General features: G+C 69.8%; 20 protein-coding genes and 1 tRNA gene. 12 read left to right on the top strand and 9 right to left on the bottom strand.

Annotated features, from left to right (window positions below; translation table 11 throughout):
- Window positions 1–27: 27 nt before the first annotated feature.
- Window positions 28–1,230, bottom strand: coding sequence for a metallophosphoesterase (locus tag OG718_RS28090; protein ID WP_143643350.1), 1,203 nt, complete (start codon window positions 1,228–1,230; stop codon window positions 28–30).
- 212 nt (window positions 1,231–1,442) lie between these two features.
- Window positions 1,443–2,555, bottom strand: coding sequence for a LacI family DNA-binding transcriptional regulator (locus OG718_RS28085; protein ID WP_143643351.1), 1,113 nt, complete (start codon window positions 2,553–2,555; stop codon window positions 1,443–1,445).
- Window positions 2,556–2,987: 432 nt separating this feature from the next.
- On the opposite strand from OG718_RS28085, the gene hisC reads away from it, so the two are divergent.
- From hisC to OG718_RS28055, 6 genes are all read left to right on the top strand, one after another.
- Entirely contained in the window at window positions 2,988–4,070 is a 1,083-nt protein-coding gene (gene hisC / locus OG718_RS28080) for a histidinol-phosphate transaminase (protein WP_143643352.1), read from the top strand.
- 260 nt (window positions 4,071–4,330) lie between these two features.
- The gene (locus tag OG718_RS28075) at window positions 4,331–5,839 is read left to right on the top strand and encodes a cytochrome ubiquinol oxidase subunit I (RefSeq protein ID WP_328845500.1); all 1,509 of its coding nucleotides are present in this window, start codon (window positions 4,331–4,333) and stop codon (window positions 5,837–5,839) included.
- A gap of 20 nt (window positions 5,840–5,859) precedes the next feature.
- Entirely contained in the window at window positions 5,860–6,864 is a 1,005-nt protein-coding gene (gene cydB / locus OG718_RS28070) for a cytochrome d ubiquinol oxidase subunit II (protein ID WP_328845499.1), read from the top strand.
- A 101-nt stretch (window positions 6,865–6,965) separates the two neighbouring features.
- Window positions 6,966–10,466, top strand: a complete 3,501-nt coding sequence (cydD, locus tag OG718_RS28065; protein ID WP_328845498.1) for a thiol reductant ABC exporter subunit CydD — start codon at window positions 6,966–6,968, stop codon at window positions 10,464–10,466.
- A gap of 209 nt (window positions 10,467–10,675) precedes the next feature.
- On the top strand, window positions 10,676–12,337 hold the full coding sequence (locus OG718_RS28060; RefSeq protein ID WP_328845497.1) for a GAF domain-containing sensor histidine kinase: 1,662 nt from the start codon (window positions 10,676–10,678) through the stop codon (window positions 12,335–12,337).
- A 230-nt stretch (window positions 12,338–12,567) separates the two neighbouring features.
- On the top strand, window positions 12,568–13,614 hold the full coding sequence (locus OG718_RS28055) for a M23 family metallopeptidase (protein WP_328845496.1): 1,047 nt from the start codon (window positions 12,568–12,570) through the stop codon (window positions 13,612–13,614).
- Between the two features lie 112 nt (window positions 13,615–13,726).
- On the opposite strand, the gene OG718_RS28050 is transcribed toward OG718_RS28055, so the two are convergent.
- The 7 genes from OG718_RS28050 to OG718_RS28020 form a co-directional block, all read right to left on the bottom strand.
- Complete coding sequence (locus OG718_RS28050) at window positions 13,727–14,614, bottom strand: Cof-type HAD-IIB family hydrolase (RefSeq protein ID WP_328845495.1); 888 nt, start codon at window positions 14,612–14,614, stop codon at window positions 13,727–13,729.
- A 238-nt stretch (window positions 14,615–14,852) separates the two neighbouring features.
- Window positions 14,853–15,767: an LLM class flavin-dependent oxidoreductase gene (locus tag OG718_RS28045; protein ID WP_328845494.1), complete on the bottom strand. Its 915-nt coding sequence runs from the start codon at window positions 15,765–15,767 to the stop codon at window positions 14,853–14,855.
- A gap of 140 nt (window positions 15,768–15,907) precedes the next feature.
- Window positions 15,908–16,456, bottom strand: a complete 549-nt coding sequence (locus tag OG718_RS28040) for an RNA 2'-phosphotransferase (protein WP_143643359.1) — start codon at window positions 16,454–16,456, stop codon at window positions 15,908–15,910.
- Between the two features lie 122 nt (window positions 16,457–16,578).
- Window positions 16,579–17,523, bottom strand: a complete 945-nt coding sequence (locus OG718_RS28035) for a MerR family transcriptional regulator (RefSeq protein WP_328845493.1) — start codon at window positions 17,521–17,523, stop codon at window positions 16,579–16,581.
- A 53-nt stretch (window positions 17,524–17,576) separates the two neighbouring features.
- Window positions 17,577–18,500 carry a metal-dependent hydrolase gene (locus OG718_RS28030; protein WP_328845492.1) on the bottom strand — a complete coding sequence of 308 codons (924 nt, stop codon included), beginning with the start codon at window positions 18,498–18,500 and terminating at the stop codon, window positions 17,577–17,579.
- Window positions 18,497–20,251 carry an SDR family oxidoreductase gene (locus tag OG718_RS28025; protein WP_143643361.1) on the bottom strand — a complete coding sequence of 585 codons (1,755 nt, stop codon included), beginning with the start codon at window positions 20,249–20,251 and terminating at the stop codon, window positions 18,497–18,499. The genes OG718_RS28030 and OG718_RS28025 overlap by 4 nt, the downstream gene beginning before the upstream one ends.
- Entirely contained in the window at window positions 20,248–21,126 is an 879-nt protein-coding gene (locus OG718_RS28020) for a M24 family metallopeptidase (protein WP_143643362.1), read from the bottom strand. The genes OG718_RS28025 and OG718_RS28020 overlap by 4 nt, the downstream gene beginning before the upstream one ends.
- Window positions 21,127–21,500: 374 nt before the next feature.
- On the opposite strand from OG718_RS28020, the gene OG718_RS28015 reads away from it, so the two are divergent.
- The 6 genes from OG718_RS28015 to OG718_RS27990 all read left to right on the top strand — a co-directional run bounded on the left by OG718_RS28015 (window position 21,501) and on the right by OG718_RS27990 (window position 25,878).
- The gene (locus OG718_RS28015; protein ID WP_143643363.1) at window positions 21,501–22,487 is read left to right on the top strand and encodes an ABC transporter ATP-binding protein; all 987 of its coding nucleotides are present in this window, start codon (window positions 21,501–21,503) and stop codon (window positions 22,485–22,487) included.
- Entirely contained in the window at window positions 22,477–23,412 is a 936-nt protein-coding gene (locus OG718_RS28010) for an ABC transporter permease (RefSeq protein ID WP_328845491.1), read from the top strand. Before OG718_RS28015 ends, OG718_RS28010 begins: the two co-directional genes overlap by 11 nt.
- Window positions 23,409–24,320 carry an ABC transporter ATP-binding protein gene (locus OG718_RS28005; RefSeq protein ID WP_143643365.1) on the top strand — a complete coding sequence of 304 codons (912 nt, stop codon included), beginning with the start codon at window positions 23,409–23,411 and terminating at the stop codon, window positions 24,318–24,320. Before OG718_RS28010 ends, OG718_RS28005 begins: the two co-directional genes overlap by 4 nt.
- 10 nt (window positions 24,321–24,330) lie before the next feature.
- Window positions 24,331–25,050, top strand: a complete 720-nt coding sequence (locus OG718_RS28000; protein ID WP_143643366.1) for an ABC transporter permease subunit — start codon at window positions 24,331–24,333, stop codon at window positions 25,048–25,050.
- A gap of 147 nt (window positions 25,051–25,197) precedes the next feature.
- Window positions 25,198–25,461, top strand: coding sequence for an SGM_3592 family protein (locus tag OG718_RS27995; RefSeq protein WP_143643367.1), 264 nt, complete (start codon window positions 25,198–25,200; stop codon window positions 25,459–25,461).
- A 327-nt stretch (window positions 25,462–25,788) separates the two neighbouring features.
- Window positions 25,789–25,878, top strand: a tRNA-Ser gene (locus OG718_RS27990).
- Window positions 25,879–26,028 lie beyond the last annotated feature (150 nt).

Below are 26,028 nucleotides of genomic sequence, written 5' to 3'. Positions count from 1 at the left end.
GTCGGGGGACGCCTGCCCGATGAACGCTCAGCTATCCAGGGGAAGTTGCTGGACCAGCAGCTTTCCGGCCATGGTCACTCCGCCGTCCATCGCGATGGCGAGCCCGTCGGCGTACACATGCGGCTTGTCGACGACGGGGTTCGGGGAGTCCTCCCCTTCCTCCGGGCCGACCTCGCCCAAAAGATACGGAATGGGGCTGTGACCATGGACGATGCGTGAACCGCCGTACATGTCCAGCAAGGAGCGCACCGCCTGCGCACCCCCGTCGTCGCGGAACGCGAAGCGCTTGGTGAACTTGCGGAACACGTCCCAGCACTCGTCCGCGTCATTGCGGGTGAGCGTTTCGCGGACGGTGTCGTTGACCGCTTCGATGGAGTCGCCGTAGTCGAGATAGGCGGTGGTGTCGGAGTGCACCAGAAGGTGCCCGTCGGCCATCTCCATGGCGTCGAGGCGGGCCATCCACTGGAGATGGTGGTCCTGGAGGCGCTCCATGTCGGTCTTCTGGCCGCCGTTCAGCAGCCAGGCGGCCTGGAAGGTGGCCGTTCCGGCCCCCGAGTTGACGGGGGTGTCCCCGAACCGCTTGGCGCCGAGCAGCAGCAGCTCGTGGTTGCCCATCAGAGCCTTGCAGTAGCCCCCGGCCGCCGCGGCCTCCGCGGACAGCCGCATCACGAGGTCGATGACGCCGATGCCGTCCGGCCCGCGGTCGGTGAAGTCGCCGAGGAACCAGAGCCGTGAGGTCCCCGCCGCCCAGCTGCCGTCGATGTCGATGAGGCCCTTCTCGCGCAGCGCGGCGACGAGCTCGTCGAGATAGCCGTGGACGTCACCGACGACGTACAGCGGTCCAGGCCCTTCGGCGGGCTGGACGATCGGTCCGGCCTCTGGGTCGACCGGTACCTGAAGGGTGTCACCGCGATTGATGACGGGCAGATCGCGCTGCGTCGGTGTGTAGCCCTCCGGCTCGCCGACCGGTCCGGCACCCTCGCCGGGAGGCATCTGCTGCGCATGAGGGCCGGGCCGGTCGTACCGGTCGGATGCTTCGGCGTAGGGACCCGCGGACCGGTCCCGGGCCTGGTCGTACGGCTCGGCGGCCTGGTCGTACACCTCGCCGGACTGCGGGTACGGGCCGGGGGACTGTGTGTACGGACCGGCCTCGTCGACGTACGCCGGCACGCGGAAGTCGCGCACCGTCGGCGTACGCATCTCGGGTCCCTGACCGGCCCCCTGAGTCATCGACCCCTCCACCACCATCGCGCCGCATCTGCACCGCGTCGGACTGCCTGGTCGCAGCGGCCCGCGGTGTCGTCCGCCCATCATAGGAATGCGGATCGCGCCATGTGATGACCCAGGGGTGGTGAATCGGAGCAGAACCCCAGTTCACCGTGGTTTTCTCCCGAATTGGGAGGGGCTTTCCGCGCCGGTTTTACCCGTAGGTCATCCGGAGGTCATTCCTCCTCCGGTGATCGGGGCGGGCTGACGGTCGTCCGGGGAGGCCGTCGCTGGGAGGACGTCCGCACGATCAGCTCGGTCGGTATCACCTGCTCGACCGGTTGGTCCGATTCGACCCCCTCGATCGCGTCGATGAGGAGCTGGACCACGGCCGTGCCGATGCGACGCGGTTTGAGCGAGAGTGTCGTGACGGGCGGCTCGGTGTTTGCGTACACGGTGGACTCGCTGCAGCACACGAGCAGCAGGTCCTCCGGTACGCGCAGTCCGTAGCGGCGGGCCGCCGCGAGGAGGTCGGTGCCGTTCGGGTCGAACAGCCCGTAGACGGCGTCCGGCCGGTCGGGCCGGGCGAGGAGTCGGTCGGCGGCGACGGCCCCCGCGCACGGATCGTGCGCGGGATAGGCCTCGTACACCGGATCCTGGCCCACGCGCTCGCACCAACGCAGGTACGCGGTCGTGGACAGATGTGTGTACGTGTCCGTGGTCGTCCCCGTGAGCAGGCCGATCCGGCGGGCGCCGGCGTCGGCCAGGTGGTCGAGGATGCCCAGGACCGCGGCCTCGTGGTCGTTGTCCACCCAGGCGGTCACCGGCAGCGAGCCGGCCGGGCGGCCGTCGGAGACCACCGGCAGGCCCTGGCGGACCAGTTCGCTGACGACCGGGTCCTGGTCGGAGGGGTCGATGACGACCGTCCCGTCCAGGGCCACGTTCGACCACACGTCGTGGCGCGAGGTCGCGGGGAGGATGACCAGGGCGTAGCCCCGGGCGAGCGCGGCCGAGGTGGCGGCTCTGGCCATCTCAGCGAAGTACGCGAACTCCGTGAAGGTGAAAGGTTCATCCCCGTAGGTCGTCACAGTCAGGCCGATGAGGCCGGACTTTCCGGTACGGAGGGTTCGGGCCGCGGCGGAGGGGCGATAGCCCAGCCGGTCGGCGACCTCGCGGACATGGCGTCGGGTGGCGTCCGGGAGCCGCCCCTTGCCGTTGAGTGCGTCGGACACGGTCGTGATGGACACTCCCGCGGCCGCGGCCACGTCTCTGATGCCCGCCCGGCCCGGCCGGCTTCCTCGGCGGGAGGTATCCGACCGGCTCACCTGGTGCTTCCCTGCTGCTGTCATGGCGAGCCGATAGTAGGGCTCATGAGGTGGGGTAGTGCGGACGCATATGCACGCGTTGACAGGCACGTTTCTGCATGGTCATCGGCAGGCAAGTCCCTTGGAAGAGAAGGGAGTTGACCGTTTCAATGGCAGGACGTCACTTGTCGGCGCGCATGGGCCTGCCAAATGGGCCATGTTTCGAAGAGGTCTCAACTCACCTTCACGAGGGATGCGCGCCACGGCGCGAGCCACCGGCGCGTGCTCCGGTGGGTGGCGCGCCCCCTCTTTCGTACGCCTTCGGGCGGTGATGCCCGGGAGTGCGTACGTGGCTGCCGGGCGCCGTCGATGCGGGAGGTCCCGGGCCATACGCAGCGGAGCCGAATCCTCTTAAGGTGAGGAGTATTGGTTGCCGGTGGTGGTCATGAGCCGGAGAAGGTCACGAGGAGGAGTGCGGTGAGCGAGACGAGCCCGAAGCTGCGTGCCGAGCTGGAGGGTATTCCCACGTACAAGCCGGGGAAGCCCGCCGCGGCCGCGGACGGCCCGGTGGCGTACAAGCTGTCCTCCAACGAGAACCCCTACCCGCCGCTGCCCGGTGTGATGGAGAGCGTGGCCTCGGCGGTCGGCGCTTTCAACCGCTACCCCGACATGGCCTGTACGGGGCTGATGAACGAGCTGGCGGACCGCTTCGGCGTGCCGCTCACGCACCTGGCCACGGGCACCGGTTCGGTCGGTGTCGCCCAGCAGCTGCTGCAGGCGACCTCGGGGCCGGGCGACGAGGTGATCTACGCCTGGCGGTCCTTCGAGGCGTATCCGATCATCACCCAGATCAGCGGGGCGACGTCGGTGAAGGTGCCGCTGACGCCGGGAGACGTGCACGACCTCGACGCGATGGCGGACGCGATCACCGAGCGAACGCGGCTGATTTTCGTCTGCAACCCCAACAACCCCACGGGCACGGTGGTGCGCCGGGCCGAGCTGGAACGGTTCCTCGACCGGGTGCCGAGCGATGTCCTCGTGGTCCTCGACGAGGCGTACCGGGAGTTCATCCGCGATTCCGAGGTGCCGGACGGCGTCGAGCTCTACCGCGAGCGGCCGAACGTGTGCGTGCTGCGGACGTTCTCCAAGGCGTACGGGCTGGCCGGGCTGCGGGTCGGATTCGCGATCGCCCATGAGCCGGTGGCGGCGGCGCTGCGCAAGACGGCCGTGCCCTTCGGTGTGAGCCAGCTCGCGCAGGACGCGGCGGTCGCCTCGCTGCGGGCCGAGGACGAACTGCTCGGCCGGGTGGGTTCGCTGGTGTCGGAGCGTGCCCGTGTGGTCGAGACGCTGCGCGGGCAGGGCTGGACGGTGCCGGAGACCCAGGCGAACTTCGTGTGGCTGCGGCTCGGTGAGCGCACGCTCGACTTCGCCTCGGCCTGTGAGCAGGCCGGGGTCGTGGTGCGGCCGTTCGCCGGCGAGGGGGTCAGGGTCACGGTGGGCGAGACCGAGGCGAACGACATCTTCCTGAAGACGACCGAGGCGTTCCGCAAGGAGCTCTAGCCGGTTGGTGGGGGTGCCGGAGCTGGTTGGTGGGGGTGTCGGTCGTGCGGTCGAGCCCGTCGGTCGGGCCGGTGCTGTCGGTCTGGCCGACAGGTGTGACCGATCCGGCACCCCCCGCGTGTCAACCCTCGAACTGCCATGCGTCATAATTGCTTGTGAATGTGAACGCGTTCACAAGCGTGTCCCAGTTGATCCCGTGATGTCTGCGACAAGCGGGACAAACTGACGCCGATACCTCGGCGATGTTAGGAGATGACGACGTGGAATTGGCTTTGGCGCCGGAGACGCTGGCGCGATGGCAGTTCGGCATCACCACCGTCTACCACTTCCTCTTCGTCCCGCTCACGATCTCGCTCGCCGCGCTCACCGCCGGCCTGCAGACCGCCTGGGTGCGGACCGAGAACGAGAAGTACCTCAAGGCCACCAAGTTCTGGGGCAAGCTCTTCCTGATCAACATCGCGATGGGCGTCGTCACGGGCATCGTGCAGGAGTTCCAGTTCGGCATGAACTGGTCCGACTACTCGCGCTTCGTCGGTGACGTCTTCGGTGCCCCCCTCGCCTTCGAGGCGCTGATCGCCTTCTTCTTCGAGTCCACCTTCATCGGCCTGTGGATCTTCGGCTGGGACAAGCTGCCCAAGAAGATCCACCTCGCCTGCATCTGGATGGTCTCGATCGGCACGATCCTGTCGGCGTACTTCATCCTCGCGGCCAACTCGTGGATGCAGCACCCCGTCGGCTACCGGATCAACGAGCAGAAGGGCCGAGCCGAACTCACCGACTTCTGGCTGGTCCTGACCCAGAACACCGCGCTCGCCCAGGCCTTCCACACTCTCTCCGCGGCCTTCCTCACGGGTGGCGCCTTCATGGTCGGCATCGCCGCCTTCCACCTGGTCCGCAAGAAGCACATCCCGGTGATGAAGACCTCACTGCGGCTCGGCCTGGTCACCGTCGTCGCCGGCGGCATGCTCACCGCTCTCAGCGGTGACACGCTCGGCAAGATCATGTACGAGCAGCAGCCCATGAAGATGGCCGCGGCCGAGGCGCTGTGGGACGGCGAGGCTCCCGCTCCCTTCTCCGTCTTCGCCTACGGGGACGTCGAGGCCGGCCACAACAAGGTCGCCATAGAGATCCCGGGACTCCTGTCCTTCCTGGCCAAGGACGACTTCAGCTCGTACGTCCCCGGCATCAACGACGTCAACAAGTCCGAGCAGGAGCGGTTCGGGCCCGGCGACTACCGGCCCAACATCCCCGTCGCCTACTGGGGGTTCCGCTGGATGATCGGCTTCGGCATGACGTCCTTCACCATCGGTCTGGCCGGACTCTGGCTGACCAGGAAGAAGTTCATGCTGGGGCGGCATCTGCGGGTCGGTGACGACGAAGTGCCGCACGTGGTGCTCTTCAAGAACAAGGCTCTCGGCCCGACGCTCACCAAGTGGTACTGGCGCATTGCGATCCTGACCCTGGGATTCCCGCTGATCGCCAACTCGTGGGGCTGGATCTTCACCGAGATGGGCCGTCAGCCCTGGGTCGTCTACGGCGTGCTCCAGACCCGCGACGCGGTCTCCCCCGGTGTCTCGCAGGGCGAGATCCTCACCTCGATGATCGTCTTCACCACGCTCTACGCGATCCTCGCCGTGATCGAGGTCAAGCTGCTCGTGAAGTACGTCAAGGCCGGTCCGCCCGAGCTCACGGAGGCCGACCTCAATCCACCCACGAAGATCGGCGGCGACCCCAAGGACGCCGACAAGCCGATGGCCTTCTCGTACTAGGCCCAGGGAGCTGCTGAGTCATGGAACTTCACGACGTCTGGTTCGTCCTCATCGCCGTCCTGTGGACCGGCTACTTCTTCCTGGAGGGCTTCGACTTCGGGATCGGCGTCCTCACCAAGCTGCTCGCCCGGAACCGGACCGAGAAGCGGGTGCTGATCAACACCATCGGGCCGGTCTGGGACGGCAACGAGGTGTGGCTGCTCTCGGCGGGCGGCGCGACCTTCGCCGCCTTCCCCGAGTGGTACGCCACGCTCTTCTCCGGCTTCTACCTGCCGCTGCTGCTCATCCTGGTCTGCCTGATCGTGCGCGGCGTCGCCTTCGAGTACCGGGCGAAGCGGCCCGAGGAGCAGTGGCAGCGCAACTGGGAGAACGCGATCTTCTGGACCTCGCTGCTCCCGGCGTTTCTGTGGGGCGTGGCCTTCGGCAACATCGTCCGGGGCGTGAAGATCGACCAGGACTTCGAGTACGTGGGTAACCTCGGGGACCTGCTCAACCCGTACGCCATCCTGGGCGGTCTGGTGACGCTGACGCTGTTCACCTTCCACGGGGCGGTGTTCGCGGCACTCAAGACCCTGGGTGACATCCGGGAGCGGGCCAGGAAGCTGGCGCTCGGGCTCGGTCTGGTGACGACTGTGCTCGCTCTGGCCTTCCTGCTCTGGACCCAGGCCGACAACGGTGACGGCAAGAGCCTGGTCGCGCTGGTTGTGGCCGTCGTCGCCCTGGTCGCGGCGATCGGGGCGAACCAGATGGGGCGCGAGGGCTGGGCGTTCGCGCTGTCAGGCCTCACCATCGTCGCCGCCGTGGCGATGCTCTTCCTGTCGCTCTTCCCGAACGTCATGCCGTCCTCGCTCAATGACGAGTGGAGCCTGACGGTCACCAACGCCTCGTCGAGCCCGTACACGCTGAAGATCATGACCTGGTGTGCGGTGATCGCGACGCCGGTGGTGATGCTCTACCAGGGATGGACGTACTGGGTGTTCCGCAAGCGGATCGGTACGCAGCACATCGCCGAGGCCGCGCACTAGCACCGATGAATCCATGGGCCTGTTTCACGTGAAACAGGCCCAATGAGAAGAGGGTGTGTTTCACGTGAAACACACCTGCTTGACCCGAGGGTGTGTTTCACGTGAAACCGATCGACCCGCGACTGCTGCGATACGCCCGCGCCACCCGCCTGTTCCTGATCGCTGTTGTCGGTCTGGGAGTTGTGGGGGCGGGGCTGGTCATCGCCCAGGCGATGCTGATCGCTGAAGTAGTGGTCGGTGCCTTCCAGCATGAGCTGTCCGTCGCCGAACTGCGCACGCCACTCCTGCTGTTGGCGGCGGTCGCGGTCGGTAGGGCATGTGTCTCCTGGCTCACCGAACTCGCCGCACACCGGGCGAGCGCGGCGGTCAAGTCGGAGCTGCGGAGGCGGTTGCTTGAGCGTGCCGGTGCGCTCGGTCCGGGCTGGCTGAGCGGACAGCGGACCGGTTCGCTGGTCGCGCTCGCCACCCGCGGGGTCGACGCGCTGGACGACTACTTCTCGCGTTATCTGCCGCAGTTGGGGCTCGCGGTGGTCGTGCCGGTGGCGGTGCTCGCGCGGATCGTCACCGAGGACTGGGTGTCGGCGGCGATCATCGTCGGCACCTTGCCGCTCATTCCGATCTTCATGATGCTCATCGGCTGGGTCACCCAGTCACAGATGGACCGTCAGTGGCGGTTGCTGTCACGGCTCTCGGGCCACTTCCTGGACGTGGTCGCGGGACTGCCCACACTCAAGGTGTTCGGTCGGGCCAAGGCGCAGGCCGACTCGATCCGCCGGATCACCGGGGAGTACCGGCAGGCGACCATGCGGACCCTGCGGATCGCCTTCATCTCGTCCTTCGCGCTGGAGCTGCTCGCCACGATCTCGGTCGCGCTGGTCGCGGTGACCATCGGAATGCGGCTCGTCCACGGCGAGATGGCGTTGTACGACGGTCTGGTCGTCCTCGTTCTCGCGCCCGAGGCCTATCTGCCGCTGCGGCAGGTGGGGGCGCAGTACCACGCGGCGGCGGAGGGGCTGTCCGCCGCCGAGGAGATCTTCTCGGTCCTGGAGACACCCGAGCCGACGTCCGGGACCGGCGCGGTGCCGTCCTCCGGAGGGGTGAGCTTCGAGAGGGTGACGGTCCGGTACCCCGGGCGGTCCTCCGACGCGGTGTCGGACGTGTCCTTCGCGGTCGAACCCGGGGAGACGGTGGCACTCGTCGGCCCCAGCGGAGTGGGCAAGTCGACGCTGTTGAACGTGCTGTTGGGATTCGTGGAACCCACGTCGGGTCGGGTACGTGTCGGGGGAGCCGATCTCACCGAGACCTCCCTGGAGGAGTGGCGTTCACAGGTCGCGTGGGTGCCGCAGCGGCCCCATCTGTATGCCGGCTCCGTCGCTGAGAACGTACGGCTGGCGCGGCCGGACGCCGACGACTCCTCGGTGCGACGGGCACTGTCCGATGCCGGGGCTCTTGAATTCGTGGACGCGCTGCCCGACGGCGTACGGACGGTACTGGGTGAGGAAGGCGCCGGGCTCTCCGCAGGGCAGCGTCAACGGCTCGCTCTGGCACGGGCGTTCCTCGCGGACCGGCCGGTGCTGCTGCTCGACGAGCCGACGGCCTCGCTGGACGGGGCGACCGAGGCCGAGGTCGTGGAGGCGGTCAGGCGCCTGGCGGTGGGGCGGACCGTGCTGCTCGTCGTCCACCGGCCGGCGCTGCTGGACGTGGCGGACCGGGTGGTGCGACTGGAGCCGGAGGCGTCCGTCGCGGTGGACGGTTCCGTGGGCTCCGGCGGCGGCAAGGAGCTTCGGGCCGACGTGGTGGCCGCAGTGCCCGCGGGCGGCGAGGAAGAGGCCACTCTGCTCCCGGAGGGGCGGGAAGGCGTACTGGCGCGTGTGCGTGCCATGGCCGGGCCTCGGCGTGGGCGGCTGGCGCTCGCTCTCCTGCTCGGCAGTCTCGCGCTCGGCAGCGCCGTCGGCCTCATGGCCACCTCCGGCTGGCTGATCTCCAGGGCCTCACAGCAGCCTCCCGTTCTCTATCTGATGGTGGCCGTGACGGCCACGCGGGCGTTCGGAATCGGGCGGGCCGTCTTCCGGTACGCCGAGCGGCTCGTGTCGCACGACGCGGTGCTGCGGATGCTCGCCGACACCCGGGTCGCCGTGTACCGGCGCCTCGAACGGCTCGCGCCCGCCGGGCTGCGTATGACCCGTCGCGGTGATCTGCTCTCGCGACTCGTCGCCGACGTCGACACGTTGCAGGACTACTGGCTGCGCTGGCTGCTGCCCGCCGCGGCCGCGGCCGTCGTGTCCGCCGGCTCCGTCGGGTTCACGGCCTGGCTGCTGCCGGAGGCGGGGGCCGCGCTCGCGCTCGGGCTGCTGGCCGCCGGGGTGGGCGTCCCGCTGGTGACCGGTGCCGTCGCACGCCGTGCGGAGCGCCGGCTGGCCCCGGCGCGCGGGGTGCTGGCGACCCGGGTGGCCGATCTCCTCACGGGCACGGCCGAGTTGACGGTCGCGGGCGCACTGCCCGCGCGCAGCGCCGAGGTGCGGCGGGCCGACGGCGAGCTGACCCGTATCGCCTCACGCGCCGCCACCGCGACCGCGCTCGGCGACGGGCTCATCGCGCTGGTCTCCGGACTCACCGTCGCGGCCACCTCCCTCGTCGGCGCCCAGGCGGTCCTCGACGGGCGGCTCAGCGGTGTGGCGATGGCCGTCGTCGTCCTCACCCCGCTCGCCGCCTTCGAGGCCGTCCTGGGGCTGCCGCTCGCGGTCCAGTACCGCCAGCGGGTGCGCAAGAGCGCGGAGCGCGTGTACGAGGTGCTGGACGCGCCCGAGCCCGTACGCGAACCGGAGCGGCCGCTGGAGGCGCCAGAGTCGCCGTTCCCCGTCGTGGTGAAGGGTCTGGTCGCCCGTCACGCCGAACAGGAGCGGGACGCCCTTGCCGGGGTGGACCTGACGCTCGAACGCGGACGCCGGACCGCCGTCGTGGGGACGTCCGGGGCGGGCAAGACCACCCTCGCCCAGGTGTTGCTGCGGTTCCTGGACACGGACGCGGGGACGTACACGCTGGGCGGCGTCGACGCGTACGGCATGGACGGTGACGACGTACGGCGGATGGTCGGGCTGTGCGCGCAGGACGCCCATCTCTTCGACAGTTCGGTACGGGAGAACCTGCTGCTCGCTCGGAAGGACGCCACCGAATCCGCGCTGCGGGACGTGCTGGGGCGGGTGCGGCTGCTCGACTGGGCCGACGGGCTGCCCGACGGGCTGGACACGTTGATCGGGGAGCACGGGGCGCGGTTGTCCGGGGGACAGCGGCAGCGGCTCGCTCTGGCGCGGGCTTTGCTCGCGGACTTTCCCGTTCTCGTTCTCGACGAGCCCGCGGAGCATCTCGACCTGGCGACCGCCGATGCGCTCACCGCCGATCTGCTGGCCGCGACCGAGGGGCGTACGACGTTGTTGATCACGCATCGGCTGGCGGGTCTTGAGGCGGTCGACGAGGTGATCGTGCTGGACGGCGGATGTGTGGTGCAGCGAGGGGCGTACGGGGAGTTGGTGCGTGGGGAGGGGGCGTTGCGGGGGATGCTCGAGCGCGAGAGTCGGACGGAGCGGTTGGTTGCTGTGCGGTGAGGGCTGGTGCGGTGGTGGGTCGGCCGCGGGTTGTGAGGGCTGGGCGCACCCACGCGGCGGAGCCGCGTATGTCACATCCCCGCGCCCCTGAAAACATCCGGTTATGCCCGTTGCGAGCGAGTCCGCTCGCCCCTCGAAGCGGCCGGTCGTGATCCGCAGCGCGAAGGGTTCGACTTTCACTTACAAAAGGGACTAATTAGGCTCTGTGTATGTCAGTCGTGTCGAGCCCCGGTGGTGCCCCGGATTCTGACGATGTGCCGCGGTTGCTGGAGGCGATGCGGGCGGTGGGGAGTGGGCTTGAGCTGCGGTCCACGTTGGAGCGGATCTGTGGGACCGCGGCCGGGCTCGCGGACGCGCGGTACGCGGCCATCGGCGTGGCGGCGGAGGACGGGAACGGGCTTGCCGAGTTCGTGTACCAGGGGGTCGACGGAGAGACGGCCCGGCTGATCGGGAGGCTGCCGGACGGGCACGAGGGGCTGCTGGGGGCGCTCCTCCGCGACCCTGAACCCGTACGGCTCGCGGAGCCGACGGAGGATCCCCGGTCGTGCGGGTTTCCGGAGCACCATCCGCGGATGCGCGGCTTCCTGGGGGTGCCCATCCATGTGCAGGGGGAGATCTTCGGCAACCTCTACCTGGCCGAGAAGCACAGCGGGGGGCCGTTCGACGACCACGACCTGGACATGGTGCGCGTGCTGGCCGGGGAGGCCGGCATCGCCATCGGGAACGCGCGTCTGTACGAGGCCGCCAAGCGGCGCGAGCGCTGGATCGACGGCTCCGTGGCCGTCACGACCGCGCTCCTGTCCGGCGGGGACGCCGACGAGGCCCTGCAGGTGGTCGCCGAACAGGCCCGCCGGCTCTCCGACTCGGCCGCCGGACTCGTACTGCTGCCCGCGGCCGAGGGCGGTCTGGAGATCGTCGCCGTGGCGTCCGAGCGGCCGTCGAAGGCGCTGGGGCTGGTCGTACCGGCCGAGAACGAGGTCGTGGGTGAACTCCTCGCGGGAGAAGCCGTGTTCGTCGAGGACGCGGCAACCGACCGACGCATGCTCAGCGAACTCTCCCGCGGTTACGGGCCGACGATGCTGCTGCCCCTCCAGAGCGGCGGCCGCGTCCTGGGAACCCTCGTCATGGCGCGCGCGGAGGGCGCGCGGCCGTTCTCGGAGACCGAACGCAACCTGGCGACGCGGTTCGCCTCGCAGGCCGCCCTGGCGCTGATGATGGCGGAGGCGCAGCGCGACCGGGAGCGGCTCGCGGTCTACGAGGACCGCGACCGGATCGCCCGTGACCTGCACGACCTCGTCATCCAGCGGCTGTTCACCACCGGGATGATGCTGGAGAGCGCCCAGCGGAGGTCCGCCGTGCCCGAGGTGCGGCAGGGCGTGGGCAAGGCGGTCGACGAACTCGACGTCACCATCCAGGAGATCCGCACCGCCATCTTCGCGCTCCAGCAGGAACCGGCAGAGGTGCCGACAGGGCTGCGGACACGCGTGCTGCGCGAGATCAACATGGCCGCCGTGCCGCTCGGCTTCAAGCCGTCCCACCACTTCGTCGGTCCCGTCGACATGGTGGTCGGCGAACTCACGGCGAAAAACCTCATCGCGGCCCTCCGCGAGGCCCTGTCCAACGCCTTCCGGCACGCGGGGGCGTCCCGTATCGACGTCACCGTGGACGCGACCGTGCGACTGCCGGACGGGAGGCCCGGCGTGCGGCTGACCGTCACGGACGACGGTGTCGGCATCCCCGAAGGCGGGCGGCGCAGCGGGCTCAAGAACCTGGCGCGACGGGCGGAGTCGCTGGGCGGGGACAGCTGGTACGGACCGGGCAGCGGAGCGGAGGGCGGCGGCGCGTCGGTGGTGTGGGAGGCGCCGTACTGAACGCTCCGGCTTGCGCGCAGCCGTACAGGACGAACCACGCAGCGAGCCGTCGTACCCGACGAACCCGGGTGCGGTCGACCGGTCCGGGCAGCCGCGCAAAGCGACCCGCCGAAGTTCCCTGAACCAGGCCCCTGTTCGGCTCAGTGGAATGGTCCATCCGTGACAACCGGTCCCCCAGGTGTACGACTTGAACAGGACCGGAGCCGCTTTCGCGCGACACGATCGATGTCATGCGCTCACGTCGTCGCCGTCCCCTGATCGTCCCGGTGCTGCTGTGCGCGCTGGCTGTCCTGGTGGCCCGGCCCACGACGGCCATGGGAGACGCCGACGCCCCGGGCGGCCTGAGCGCCGATGTGGTGCGGCTGTACGACGAGGCGTCCCTGGCGACTCAGCAGTACGAGGCGGGGCGCCGGGAGGCCGAGGTGCAGCGGGGCCGGGCGCAGCGGCTGGAGCGGCTCCTCGCGCGTGAGCGAGAGGACATCGCCGCGCTGCACGGGGACCTCGGCCGGATCGCGCGCGCCCAGTACCGCAGCGGCGGCGGGCTCCCGCACACCGCGCAGATGCTGCTCGCGGACAGCCCCGAGGAACTGATGCGAGGTCAGCGTGCCGTCTGGCAGGCGGATCTGGCGGTCAACAACGCCGTCACCAAGAGCCGCAGGGCCGAGGCACGGCTCGCCGCCGACGAGGAGAAGGCGGCGTCGGCCTGGCAGACGCTGGAGCGGCGCAACGGCGAACTCGTCGAGATCAAGCGGGGGATCGAGAAGAAGCTGGAAGAGGCCCAGTGGACGCTCCAGGGGCAGGCGGACGCCTCGGTCGCCGCCGGCGCGTGCCGGGGTGCCGTCCGGCTCGACCAGCCGCGAACGGGCTTCACCCAGCCATGGGTCGCGCCGGTGGAGACGTACGAACTCTCCTCGGGCTTCGGCAGCGGCGGTGATCGCTGGGCGAGCCGGCACACGGGGCAGGACTTCGCGGTGGACATCGGCACACCGGTCCGGTCGGTGGGCGCGGGACGGGTGGTGAAGGTGTCGTGCGGTGGCGCGTTCGGCATCGAGGTCGTGGTGAAACACGCGGGGGGCTACTACACCCAGTACGCCCACCTGGCCGCCGTCACCGTGGAGCAGGGAGAGCGGGTGGCCGCGGGGCAGTGGGTCGGCCAGTCGGGCACGACCGGCAACTCGTCCGGGCCGCATCTGCACTTCGAGGTACGCCTGACGCCTCAGCTGGGATCGGGAGTCGATCCGCGGGAGTGGCTGGCCACGCGTGGAGTTCGGCTGTAGATCGGGGTCCAGGAGAGGGCCGGTAGAGCGAGCCAGTAGCTGGTGAGAGAGCTAGTAAGGGGCGGGCGTCAGGACGCCGTCCCTTACGCGCGCTCCGCGAGCAACTGCTCGACTACCGGCGCTCCGCGAGTATCCGCTCGATCACGACGGCCACCCCGTCCTCGTTGTTGGCGACCGTACGGCCGGAGGCTGCCGCGATCACGTCGGGGTGTGCGTTGCCCATGGCGTACGACGTGCCCGCCCAGGTGAGCATCTCCACGTCGTTGGGCATGTCCCCGAAGGCGACGACCTCCTCGTGCGAGATCCCGCGCTCGGCGCAGCACAGCGCGAGCGTGCTGGCCTTGGAGACGCCGGGGCCGCTGATCTCCAGGAGCGCGCTCGGGCTGGAGCGGGTGACGTTGGCCCGGTCGCCGATGGCCAGGCGGGCCGTCATGAGGAAGTCGTCCGGGGCGATCTCGTGGTGGAAGGCGAGGATCTTGAGCACGGGCTCATCGGCACCGGGCGCGTCCGGCGCGAGGAGCTTCTCGGCGGGCGCGAGGGTGTCGGGGGTCTCCATGTGCAGCTTCGGATACGCCGGCTCCTGGTAGAAGCCGTACGTCTGCTCGATGGCGAACACGGTCCCCGGCGCGGCGTCACGGAGCAGCCGTACCGCGTCGAGCGCGTTCTCCCGCGCCAGTTCCCGGACCTTGACGAAGCGGTGGGCGGCGGGGCCGCCGTGCAGGTCGACCACGGCGGCGCCGTTACCGCAGATGGCGAGGCCATGACCGTGGACATGGTCGCTGACGACATCCATCCAGCGGGCGGGGCGTCCGGTCACGAAGAAGACCTCGATGCCGGCCTCCTCGGCGGCGGCCAGGGCGGCGATCGTGCGCGGCGAGACGGACTTGTCGTCGCGCAGCAGCGTGCCGTCGAGATCCGTGGCGATCAGGCGGGGCGGGAGAGTGGAGGCCGGGTTCCCGGGCCGTCGGGTCGCTGAGGTCACTTCCTCATTCTCCCGCATATGCACGCACGGGCGTGCGGCGGTCCGCACATCTGAGTGGCGTATGCCCTCACCTGCGCCTTTGTCGTTCAGATGGCCTGGGCGGCTCTCCTGGAGGGACCCCTTGTGGAGGACCGCCGAAGCGGCCGCCCAACCGCCCGATCGGCCACCGGAACGAGGCTCTGGAGCCCGGCGCCGGAGCGAGCCGCCGGAACGACCCTTCGGAGCCAGGCACAGGAGCCAAGCGCCGGACAGGATCTCAGCCGAGCTGCCCGACCGCCTCCATCGCGATGTGCTCGAAGACCTTCTCGTCCGCGGCGAAGTCCGGGTAGTCGAGGACGGGCCAGTGGATCACGATGTCGGTGAAGCCCAGCTCCATGTGCCGGCCCGCGAAGTCGACGAACGCGTCGAGGGACTCCAGCGGACGCGCGCGGTCCGGGGTGAAGCCGGTGAGCAGGATCTTGTCGAGCTCGTTCACGTCGCGGCCGGCCGTCTCGCACGCGGTGGCCAGCTTCTCGACCTGTCCGCGAATGGCCTGAACCGACTGCTCGGGCGTGCCCGTCGCGAACAGCTTCGGGTCGCCCGTCGTCACCCACGCCTGCCCGTGTGCGGCGGCGAGCTTCAGCCCGCGCGGCCCGGTGGCGGCCACCGCGAAGGGCAGCCGGGGGCGCTGGACGCACCCGGGGATGTTGTAGGCCTCACGCGCCGAGTAGAACGTGCCGTCGTACGAAACGGAGTCCTCGGTGAGCAGCCGGTCGAGCAGCGGTACGAACTCGCCGAAGCGATCGGCCCGCTCGCGCGGCGTCCACGGCTCCTCGCCGCTCTTCAACAGCGTCGTGGCGTCGAAGCCGGAGCCGCCCGCGCCGATGCCCAGCGTGATCCGGCCACCGGAGATGTCGTCGAGCGCGATCAGTTCCTTGGCGAGGGTCACCGGGTGCCGGAAGTTCGGGGAGGTCACCAGCGTGCCGAGACGCAGCCGGTCGGTGGCTCCCGCGGCGGCGGTGAGCGTCGGTACGGCCCCGTACCAGGGCCCCTCGCGGAACGTCCGCCACGACAGATGGTCGTACGTGAACGCGGTGTGGAACCCGAGCTGCTCGGCGCGCTGCCATGCGGAACGCCCTCCCTCGTGCCAGCGGAGGTACGGCAGGATCACGGTGCTCAGGCGCAGACTCATGCCTCAGAGCCTAAGCGCAGCCGCGGGGGACACCTCAAACGGCCGGTGGGCGGGGACGGGCTGCCAAGCCGCAGGTGATTGGCCTGGGCAAGGCGGCAGGTGATGGGCCCGGGCAAGCTCGCGGAGACGGGCCCGGCCGCTCAGTGCGGGGCGGGAAACCGCAGGTAGTGCGGGGGTACCGCGGCCGTGAGCCAGACTCCGTTGGCGCTCACCCGGAACTCGTGGCCGTCGCGGTGCATGGCGGCGGAGTCCACGGAGAGCACGACGGGACGGCCGCGGCGGGCGCCGACACGGGTCGCGGTCTCGCGGTCGGGCGAGAGGTGCACGTCGTGCCGGTTCATCGGCCGCAGGCCCTCGGCACGGATCGCGTCCAGGCTTCGGGCGACGGTCCCGTGGTAGAGGTACGCGGGCGGAGTCGCCGCCGCGAGGCCCAGGTCGACCTCGACGGAGTGGCCCTGGCTGGCGCGGATCCGCGAGCCCTCGATCGCGAAGCGCCGCTTGTCGTTGTTCGCGACCACGTGGTCGAGCTCGTCCCGGGTGAACCGGAAGCCGTGCGCCGCCGCCGCGGCCATGAGCGTTTCGATCTCGACCCAGCCGCCCTCGTCGAGCGTGAGCCCGATCCGTTCCGGCTGATGCCGCAGATGCTTCGAGAGGTACTTCGACACCTTCACGGTGCGTCTTTCGTCCATCCCGCCAGAGTGCCTGGCGAGACGCTCGTCACGCATTTGATTTTGACCCGGAGGTTTGATCCACAGCCAAGTGCGTTATCCACAGGGCCAGTTGGAGAATCTGTGGACAACTCGCCGACACTTTACGACGGTTCGTCAACTTTCCTGAGGTCGGCATGATTTGCGGCGAGCGCGTCCAAGGCACGGGCCCTGACCTCCCGTTCGGCGGCCACGGCGATGAACTCGGCCGCCTTCTCCGCGCCGACGAGCCGCTCCACAGCGGCCATTGTCTCCGCGGGGACCGCCACGGATCGCGTCTCGTCCGCAGGCACCGGGGGCTGCTCCGCACCGAGGTGCCGGCGCAGGTGCCGGTTCGCGAACAGCCGCATGGCCCGGGCGAGTTCGGCGTCCACCGTCTGGCGGGCGAGCGGCCGCAGCCGTCGTACGAGCGCGGCCGCCTCGGCGGCATCCGCGTCGGTCGGCGGGTGCTCACCGAGATACCGGGCGAAGACGTGCTCGCTGGTGAACTCCAGGAAGCGGGAGGCGATGTGCTCCACCTGGCCCCTCAACTCCCGCAGATGGCCCGAGATCGCGGACAGCGGGACGCCCGCCTCGTACAACTCGGCGGCCACGGCCAGCTCTTGAGGGCTCGGAACGAGGAACGTGTCCTCGCTGCCCGGAACGCGTTCGAGCACTCCGAGCTCGACGGCGTCGGCCACCGCCGTGTCGTCCGGGTGGCCGCCGAACCGCTCGTCGAGTTCTGCCCGCGAGATACGGACCGCCTCCTCGTCCGTCCACGGACCGTCGACCTCCGCGACCAGGCCGAGCACACCGCCGAGGCCCCGGCCGGCGTCCCAGGCCTCCAGGAGTTCCTTGATGGAGGCCAGCGTGTAGCCGCGGTCCAGGAGGTCGGCGATCTGCCGCAGCCGGGCCAGATGGGCGTCCGAGTACACGTTGGCACGGCCGCGCCTCTCGGGCCGGGGGAGCAGCCCGCGGTCCTGGTAGGCACGGATCGTCCGGACCGTGGCACCGCTGTGGTGCGCCAGGTCCTCGATCCGGTACGCGACGCCGGCCGGCTCGTCGTCCACGGTCCCTGCCCTCCCGAGTCCTCGTCGCTACGCGAAGCCACTACGCGAAGCCGCTACGCGATCGCGGCCCTGCCGATCGCCCCCACCGCCGTCCGGGCCGCGGGTGACTGCGCCAGATACTCGACCGCTCTGCGCATCGAGCCCTCCTGCGAGGGATGGTACGAGCGCCGCAGATAGCGCGGCACGGCGGAGCCGAGCTCCTTCCATGTGGGCAGCAGCCCCTTGCGCACCGCCCGGTTGTGCGCGCCGAGCGAGTAGCGCAGCCGCCCGGCAAGCCGCGGGTCGTGACGTATGAGGTAGGCGGCGCCCCACGCCCACATGTACAGCATCACGGGGGCCGTGACGGCCATGCCGGCGACCCGGCGTGCGTACCGGGGAAGGCCCTCGCCGCCGCAGTGCTGGTACATGTCGAAGGCGACCGCGCGGTGCTCCACCTCCTCCGCGCCGTGCCAGCGCAGCAGGTCGAGCATGACCTCGTCGGCCCCGGCACGGTCGAGCCCCTCGGCTGCCAGTACCCAGTCGCCCAGGACGGCCGTGAACTGCTCGATCGCCGCGATCACCGAGAGCCGGAAACGCAGCCACTCCGGCGCCGATATCGGTGCGCCGAGCGGCGGGGTCTCGCCGAGGATCTTCTGGAAGAGGTAGTCGACGTGCTTCGTGTACGCGGCCGTGTCGAGGTCCTGTGCGGCGAGGTGGTCCAGCACGTACGAGTGCTGCACGCTGTGCGTCCCCTCCTGGCCCATGAACCCCTTGACGTCCTTGAGGAGTTCGGGGTCGGAGACCAGCGGGAGGCCCTCCTTGAAGACCTTCACGAACCACCGCTCCCCCGCCGGCAGCAGCAGGTGCAGCACGTTGATGACGTGGGTCGCGGTCGGCTCGTCCGGTATCCAGTGGAGCGGGGTCTCCTCCCAGTCGAAGGACACCCGCCGCGGTGTGATCGGGTAGTGGTCGCTCACGGTGGTGCCTTCATCGGTCACAGGGGTGGCTCCATTCGTGCGATCGCGCGCAGCGCCCTGGGTGTGAAGCGGGACATGAGGCGGCCGCCGCGTGCCTCCGCCGTCACGGGGACCACGGCCTGGTTGCGGACGACCGCGCGCAGCACGGCCTGGGCAACCTTCTCCGGCGGGTAGTTGCGCAGTCCGTACAGCCGCGCGGACTTCTTCTGGCGCCGCTTCTCCTCGTCGGCGTCGACCCCGGTGAAGCGTGCGGTCGACGTGATGTTCGTGTTGATGAAGCCCGGGCAGATCGCCGAGACCCCGATGCCCTGACCGGCCAGTTCGGCGCGCAGGCACTCGCTGAGCATCAGCACGGCTGCCTTCGAGGTGCTGTAGGCGGGCAGTGTCCTGGAGGGCAGATACGCGGCCGCGGACGCGGTGTTGACGATGTGGCCGCCCTGTCCGCGCTCGGCCATCTGCTTCCCGAAGAGCCGGCAGCCGTGGATCACGCCCCACAGATTGACGTCGAGGACGTTGCGCCAGTCCTCCGCGGTGGTGTCGAGGAACGAGCCGGACAACCCGATCCCGGCGTTGTTCACCAGGACGTCGACGACCCCGTACTCGGCGGCGACCTTCTCAGCGAGCTTCTCCATCGCCTGTTCGTCGGAGACGTCGACCGTCTCGGCCCAGGCCTGAGGGGCGCCGATGAGACGGGACAGCTCCGCGGTGCGGGCCGCGCTCTCCGCGTCCCGGTCGACGGCCACCACGCGCGCGCCGGCCTCGGCGAACGCGAAGGCGGTGGCCCGCCCGATACCGCTGCCCGCACCGGTGACCAGCACCAACTGCCCGCCGAACCGGTCGGCGTACGGGCCGGTCGCCGCTGACGCCGACCTCCCGCCCTCGGTGGTGGTCACGAACTCGGTGATCCAGGAGGCCAGTTGGTCCGGGCGGGTACGCGGGATCCAGTGCTTGCCCGGGAGTGTGCGTCGCGTCAACTGCGGGGCCCACAGCTCCAGCTCGTCGTAGAGCTTCTCCGACAGGAACATGTCCCCGAGAGGCGTGACGAGTTGCACGGGCGCGTGTGCGTACGCGTCGGAGCGCGGCCTGCGCAGCCTGGCCCGTACGTTGTCCCGGTACAGCCAGGCGCCGTGCGCGGCGTCCGTGGGCAGCGACGGGGTCGGATAGTCGCCCCCGGGGACCTTCTCCAGCCGCCGCAGGATCTTCGGCCACTGCTTGCCGAGGGGGCCGCGCCAGGCGAGTTCGGGCAGCACCGGGGTGTGCAGCAGGTACACGTACCAGGACTTGGCGCCCTGGCCGAGGAGTTGGCCGATCCTGCGGGGAGTCGGACGGGACACGCGCTTCTTGATCCAGTGCCCGAAGTGGTCGAGGGATGGCCCAGACATCGACGTGAAGGAGGCGATCCGTCCCTCGGTGCGCTTGACCGTGGTGAACTCCCAGGCCTGGACCGAGCCCCAGTCGTGGCCCACGAGGTGGACCGGACGGTCCGGGCTGACCGCGTCCGCGACGGCCAGGAAGTCGTCCGTCAGCTTCTCCAGCGTGAACCCGCCGCGCAGCGGCTGCGGCGCCGTCGACCGGCCGTGGCCGCGCACGTCGTACAGCACGACATGGAAGCGCTCGGCCAGGCGTGCGGCGACCTCGGACCACACCTCCTTGGAGTCCGGATAGCCGTGCACGAGCACCACCGTGGGCTGTGCCGGGTCACCCAGCTCGGCGACACACAGTTCGACCCCGCCCGTACGCACCCAGCGCTCGCGCGCACCCTCAAGTGTCACTTGTCCTCCGCCCAGCGCCGCACGTGCGGCAGATCGTCGTCGAGCCAGAAGGCGCTCTGCTCGGGGTCCTTCGAGTCGGTGACCACCAGGATCTCCTCGAACTTCGCGCCCGTACCCCGGAATCCGAGGTGCGGCTCGACCGCCCACAGGCCGGGCCGGGGAGGATGGTCGGAGAACCTGTACGGCGACCACAGCGGGGACCAGCCGTCACGGTGGCCGTGGATCGCGTCGCTCGCCAGGCCCTTGAGCGACTGCGTGCCGAACCCGAACAGATGCGGTGACCAGCGCCGCTCCCTGACCCGGTCGACCTTGTGCGCGATCACCCCGAAGGGATACGCCCGGTGCCGGTTCGCGTAGCCCTGGCGGACCATGAGCCGGTCCACGTCCTGGTAGATCTCGCGCAGCGGGCGCCGCTCGCGCACCTCGCGCAGGATCAGCTCGCGGTGGGCCTCCAGGTCGGCGAGGAGCCTGTCCTGCAGCGGGCTGGGCCCCAGCGAGCCGGAGTACCCGATGTCCGCGGTGAAGCCCTTGTGGACCGGCGCCATGTCGAGGATGAACGGCATCCCCGCCTCCAGGCGCCGGTTCGTGGGGAAGAACTGCAGCGGGATCCGGAAGTCCACGAAAGCCGTACGGTCCCCGAACCAGGCGAAGGGCAGATGGAACCAGTCCCGCACGCCGCGCTCGCGCAGCCACTCGCGCTGCATCCTCGCCGCCTCGCGCTCGGTCACGCCCGGCTTCAGCCGCGCCGCGACCGCCTCCGCGCACTCGTACGCGAGTCGTTGTACCTCTCTGAACCCCCGCAGCTCCGCGGTGAGTCCGCCCTTCCCCGAAGAAGTCCCTGGTGAAGCCGCTGCCGCTGCCACTGCCGAGGTCATGCCACCGTCCGTCCCAAGCCGACTGCCGTACACGCCCGCAACTTGACACTGATGAATGTGACAATTGTTGGAGGCTGCGTCAATAGGCGTGCACGCGACCTGTGGACAACCGGGCCGATGTGGACAACCAGCCCGGAAGGCCAACCTGATGGGCGGCCTGATGATGCCTGACAGCCGGCCCGATGACCGGCCCGATGACCGGCCCTATGCGGACAATCGGGCCGAGACGGGCCCCGCGCGATGCCGGCCGTCCGCCGCCGGTTGTTCGACCTCAGGGGGACCCCTACGGGCCCGTAATACCCGAGAGTGACGCCGATACAGCTCCCAGGGTTGACGACCAATGTGGGCTGCGCCACTACCTTCGAATTGTGACTGTGATCGCGACCGAAAGCCTGAGCAAGCGGTTCCCGAGGGTGACCGCTCTTGACCGGCTCTCCGTGGACGTCGGGCCCGGTGTGACCGGACTCGTCGGAGCCAACGGAGCCGGCAAGTCCACACTGATCAAGATCCTGCTGGGTCTGTCCCCCGCCACCGAGGGCCGTGCCGAAGTGCTCGGACTCGATGTCGCCACCAAGGGCGGCGACATCCGTGAGCGCGTCGGGTACATGCCGGAGCACGACTGTCTGCCGCCCGACGTCTCGGCCACCGAGTTCGTCGTCCATATGGCGCGCATGTCCGGCCTGCCCCCGACGGCCGCCCGCGAGCGCACCGCGGACACGCTGCGCCACGTCGGCCTCTACGAGGAGCGCTACCGCCCCATCGGTGGCTACTCGACGGGCATGAAACAGCGCGTGAAACTCGCCCAGGCGCTGGTCCACGACCCGCAGCTGGTCTTCCTGGACGAGCCCACGAACGGCCTGGACCCGGTCGGCCGTGACGAGATGCTCGGCCTGATCCGCCGTATCCACACCGACTTCGGCATCTCCGTCCTGGTCACCTCGCACCTCCTCGGCGAGCTGGAGCGCACCTGCGACCACGTGGTCGTCGTCGACGGCGGCAAGCTCCTGCGGTCCAGCTCCACCACGGACTTCACGCAGAGCACCGCGATCCTCGCGATCGAGGTCACCGACACCGACGAGCACCCGGACGGCACCCGCGCGGTGCGCGACGTGCTCCAAGCGCGCGGGATCGACACCCACGACGGCAGCGGACTGCCCGGCGCGGGCCACATCCTCCTGCTCACGGCGGACGGCGAGGAGACGTACGACGTCGTACGGGACGTCGTCGCCGACCTGGGCCTCGGTCTGGTGCGCATGGAGCAGCGCAGGCACCACATCTCGGAGGTCTTCAAGGACAGCGACGAGCAGGCTCTCCAAGGCGGCGACGAACAGCGGAAGGAGGCGGTCGGCCATGGCGGTTGAGCAGCCCCCGGCACAGACCTCGGCCCAGGCCACGGCCCCGGCTCGCCCGGGCGAACAGACCCGGATCCACAACATCGGCTACCGCAACTACGACGGCCCACGCCTGGGCCGCGCGTATGCCCGCCGTTCGCTCTACTCGCAGTCCCTGCGCGGCGCCTACGGCCTCGGCCGTTCGGTGAAGTCCAAGGTGCTGCCGATGCTGCTCTTCGTGGTGATGTGCGTCCCCGCGCTGATCATGGTCGCGGTCGCCGTCGCCACCAAGGCGAAGGACCTGCCCGTCGACTACACGCGCTACGCGGTCATCATGCAGGCCGTCATCGGCCTGTACGTCGCCTCCCAGGGACCGCAGTCCGTCTCCCGCGACCTGCGCTTCAAGACCGTGCCGCTGTACTTCTCGCGCCCCATCGAGACCGTCGACTACGTACGCGCCAAGTACGCGGCGCTGGCCTCGGCGCTGTTCATGCTCACCGCCGCACCGCTGCTCGTGCTGTACGTGGGCGCGCTGCTGGCCAAGCTCGACTTCTCCGACCAGACCAAGGGTTTCGCACAAGGGCTCGTCTCGGTGGCACTGCTCTCTCTCCTCTTCGCCAGCATCGGCCTGGTCATCTCGGCGGTCACGCCCCGGCGTGGCTTCGGCATCGCCGCCGTCATCGCCGTACTGACCATCTCCTACGGAGCCGTCTCCACCGTCCAGGCCATCGCCCACGAGCAGGGCAGCGCCTCGGCGGTCCCCTGGCTCGGCCTCTTCTCGCCCATCACGCTCATCGACGGAGTGCAGACCGCCTTCCTCGGCGCGTCGTCCGCATACCCCGGCGAGGCGGGACCCTCGTCCGGACAGGGCGTCGTCTTCCTCCTCGTCGCCCTCGGACTCATCGCCGGCTGCTACGGCCTGCTGATGCGCCGCTACCGAAAGGTCGGACTGTGACCACGCTCACCATCGACCACGTGTCGCGCTGGTTCGGCAACGTGGTGGCCGTCAACGACGTCACCATGACGATCGGCCCCGGTGTCACCGGCCTGCTCGGTCCGAACGGCGCGGGAAAGTCCACCCTCATCAACATGATGGGCGGCTTCCTGGCCCCCTCCACGGGCAGCGTCACGCTCGACGGCCGGCCGACCTGGCGCAACGAACAGATCTACAAGCAGATCGGCATCGTCCCCGAGCGCGAGGCGATGTACGACTTCCTCACGGGCCGCGAATTCGTCGTCGCCAACGCCGAATTGCACGGCCTGGGCGACAAGGCCGCCCAGCGGGCCCTCGCCACGGTCCAGATGGAGTACGCGCAGGACCGCAAGATCTCCACGTACTCCAAGGGCATGCGCCAGCGCGTGAAGATGGCCTCGGCGCTCGTCCACAACCCGTCCCTGCTGCTCCTGGACGAGCCGTTCAACGGCATGGACCCGCGCCAGCGCATGCAGCTCATGGACCTGCTGCGGAGCATGGGCGACGAGGGCCGTACGGTCCTCTTCTCGTCCCACATCCTCGAAGAGGTCGAGCAACTCGCCTCGCACATCGAGGTGATCGTGGCCGGACGGCACGCGGCGAGCGGCGACTTCCGCCGTATCCGCCGCCTGATGACCGACCGCCCGCACCGCTATCTGGTGCGCTCCAGCGACGACCGCGCCCTCGCGGCCGCGCTCATCGCCGACCCGTCGACGTCCGGCATCGAAGTGGACCTCCAGGAGGGCGCGTTGCGCATCCAGGCGGTCGACTTCCCACGCTTCACGGCACTGCTGCCGCGGGTGGCCCGTGACCACGGCATCCGGCTGCTCACGGTCTCGCCGTCCGATGAGTCCCTCGAGTCCGTCTTCTCGTATCTCGTCGCGGCGTAGGAGGCCCAAGATGTACGACCCCACAGTCGCCCGGCTCACCTACCGCGGCCTGCTCGGCCGCCGCCGGGCTCTTATCCTGGGCGCCCTGCCCCTCCTGCTGATCGTCATCTCCGTGGCCGTACGCGCCTTCACGGGCGCCGACGACCAGGTGGCCTCGGACGTCCTCGGCGGGTTCGCGCTCGCCACGATGGTGCCCATCATCGGCGTCATCGCGGGCACCGGAGCGATCGGCCCCGAGATCGACGACGGCTCGGTCGTCTACCTGCTCGCCAAGCCGGTCAAACGCCCCACGATCATCTTCACCAAGCTGATCGTCGCCATCGCCGTCACCATGGCGTTCTCGGCGATCCCGACGTTCCTCGCGGGAATGATCCTCAACGGCAACGGCCAGCAGATCGCCGTCGCCTACACGGTCGCCGCGCTGGTCGCCTCCATCGCGTACGCCGCGATCTTCCTGCTCCTGGGCACCATCACACGGCACGCGGTCGTCTTCGGACTCGTCTACGCCCTCGTGTGGGAGACCCTCTTCGGGTCGCTGGTGTCCGGGGCACGCACGCTCAGCGTCCAGCAGTGGTCCCTCGCCGTCGCCCAGAAGGTGTCCGGTGGCGACCTCGTCACGTCGGACGTCGGGCTGACCACGGGGGCGGTGCTGCTGATCGTGGTGACCGTCGCCGCCACCTGGTTCGCCGGACAGAAGCTGCGGACGCTGACGCTGGCCGGCGAGGAGTAACCGCTCCGGGGAGTCGGAGCGGCTCCACGCGCGCGTGACCGCCTGTCCGGGGGCACGCGCGCGTGGAGCCACTTTTGATCTTGAGATCGGCTTTACACGCAGACCGGCACACTTGCTCAAGGGGATGCACAGCGAGGAGGAACGGGGATGGCAGCGCAGGCACCGCGGAGCGAAGGACAGGGCCCCGGCGACGGCCAGGGCCAGGGGGCGTCCGAGGACGTCTGGGACGAGCTCGTCCTGGACGACGACTTCATACGGTCCGCCGACACGGCCGAGCCGTCGGCGCGCGCCCGGATGCTCGCGGCCCGCTGGCGCGACGGCGCACCCGACCCTCAGCCCTGGCGCTCCGACGAGCCGCCCGCGGGCTGGTTCTTCAGCAAGGCACGGCGCCGCAGGTGGCGTCGCCGGTAGCCGACCCCGGCCGCCTTCCACCGGGCGGCCCCCGCCGGGCGCCCGCGGCCTGGCGTCTTCCGCCGGGCGTCACGTTCGGCCGGTGATTTATTCGGTGGCGTCCAACTCGGCGTACGGGCACAGTGGTTATGTCCAAGTCGCCGGGTTCCTCCGGCGTCACGATCTGGGAGAGGAGAGCGACGATGCCCGTCAGTAGCAGTTCGTCGAGCTCCCAGCAGGGCAGCCGGCGGGCTCCGGAGTAGTTACGCCTCCGTCGAGTCCGCCCCACACGGGGAGCTGCCCGGGGCGGCCGCTTCGAGCGCGCACATTGGCGCGGGCCGCCCACCCGGAGGATTGGCCGAGCGGTAAGGCACCGGCTTGCTAAGCCGTGGTCGGGGTTGACCCCCCGCGCGTGTTCGATCCACGCATCCTCCGCCAGACGCTGTCGCTGTGACTCGGCGGGTTCGAGACGCCGCTTCGCGGCGCGATTCCCCGCCGCCCGCCCCCCTTTTTTTACTCTTTTTGGGGGGCTGTTGGGAGGTGGGCTGACCGCGTGCTGCCGTCGGTTTCTCCGCCAGCGCCGGGGGC

Origin of the sequence: Streptomyces sp. NBC_00258, from assembly GCF_036182465.1 — a bacterium.
Lineage (GTDB): Bacteria > Actinomycetota > Actinomycetes > Streptomycetales > Streptomycetaceae > Streptomyces.
The sequence above is the reverse complement of the archived record's forward strand: the minus strand, read 5'-3'. Positions and strand labels throughout refer to the sequence as shown.

What these genes read in the sequence shown, in the direction of transcription:
- OG718_RS28060 (WP_328845497.1), top strand. Translation starts at nt 10,676, where the DNA reads ATGTCAGTCGTGTCGAGCCCCGGTGGTGCCCCGGATTCTGACGATGTG.
- OG718_RS28090 (WP_143643350.1), bottom strand. Translation starts at nt 1,230, where the DNA reads ATGACTCAGGGGGCCGGTCAGGGACCCGAGATGCGTACGCCGACGGTG.
- OG718_RS28040 (WP_143643359.1), bottom strand. Translation starts at nt 16,456, where the DNA reads ATGGACGAAAGACGCACCGTGAAGGTGTCGAAGTACCTCTCGAAGCAT.
- OG718_RS28055 (WP_328845496.1), top strand. Translation starts at nt 12,568, where the DNA reads ATGCGCTCACGTCGTCGCCGTCCCCTGATCGTCCCGGTGCTGCTGTGC.
- cydB (WP_328845499.1), top strand. Translation starts at nt 5,860, where the DNA reads ATGGAACTTCACGACGTCTGGTTCGTCCTCATCGCCGTCCTGTGGACC.
- OG718_RS28050 (WP_328845495.1), bottom strand. Translation starts at nt 14,614, where the DNA reads ATGCGGGAGAATGAGGAAGTGACCTCAGCGACCCGACGGCCCGGGAAC.
- OG718_RS28000 (WP_143643366.1), top strand. Translation starts at nt 24,331, where the DNA reads ATGTACGACCCCACAGTCGCCCGGCTCACCTACCGCGGCCTGCTCGGC.
- OG718_RS28085 (WP_143643351.1), bottom strand. Translation starts at nt 2,555, where the DNA reads ATGACAGCAGCAGGGAAGCACCAGGTGAGCCGGTCGGATACCTCCCGC.
- OG718_RS28045 (WP_328845494.1), bottom strand. Translation starts at nt 15,767, where the DNA reads ATGAGTCTGCGCCTGAGCACCGTGATCCTGCCGTACCTCCGCTGGCAC.
- OG718_RS28010 (WP_328845491.1), top strand. Translation starts at nt 22,477, where the DNA reads ATGGCGGTTGAGCAGCCCCCGGCACAGACCTCGGCCCAGGCCACGGCC.
- OG718_RS28020 (WP_143643362.1), bottom strand. Translation starts at nt 21,126, where the DNA reads ATGACCTCGGCAGTGGCAGCGGCAGCGGCTTCACCAGGGACTTCTTCG.
- OG718_RS27995 (WP_143643367.1), top strand. Translation starts at nt 25,198, where the DNA reads ATGGCAGCGCAGGCACCGCGGAGCGAAGGACAGGGCCCCGGCGACGGC.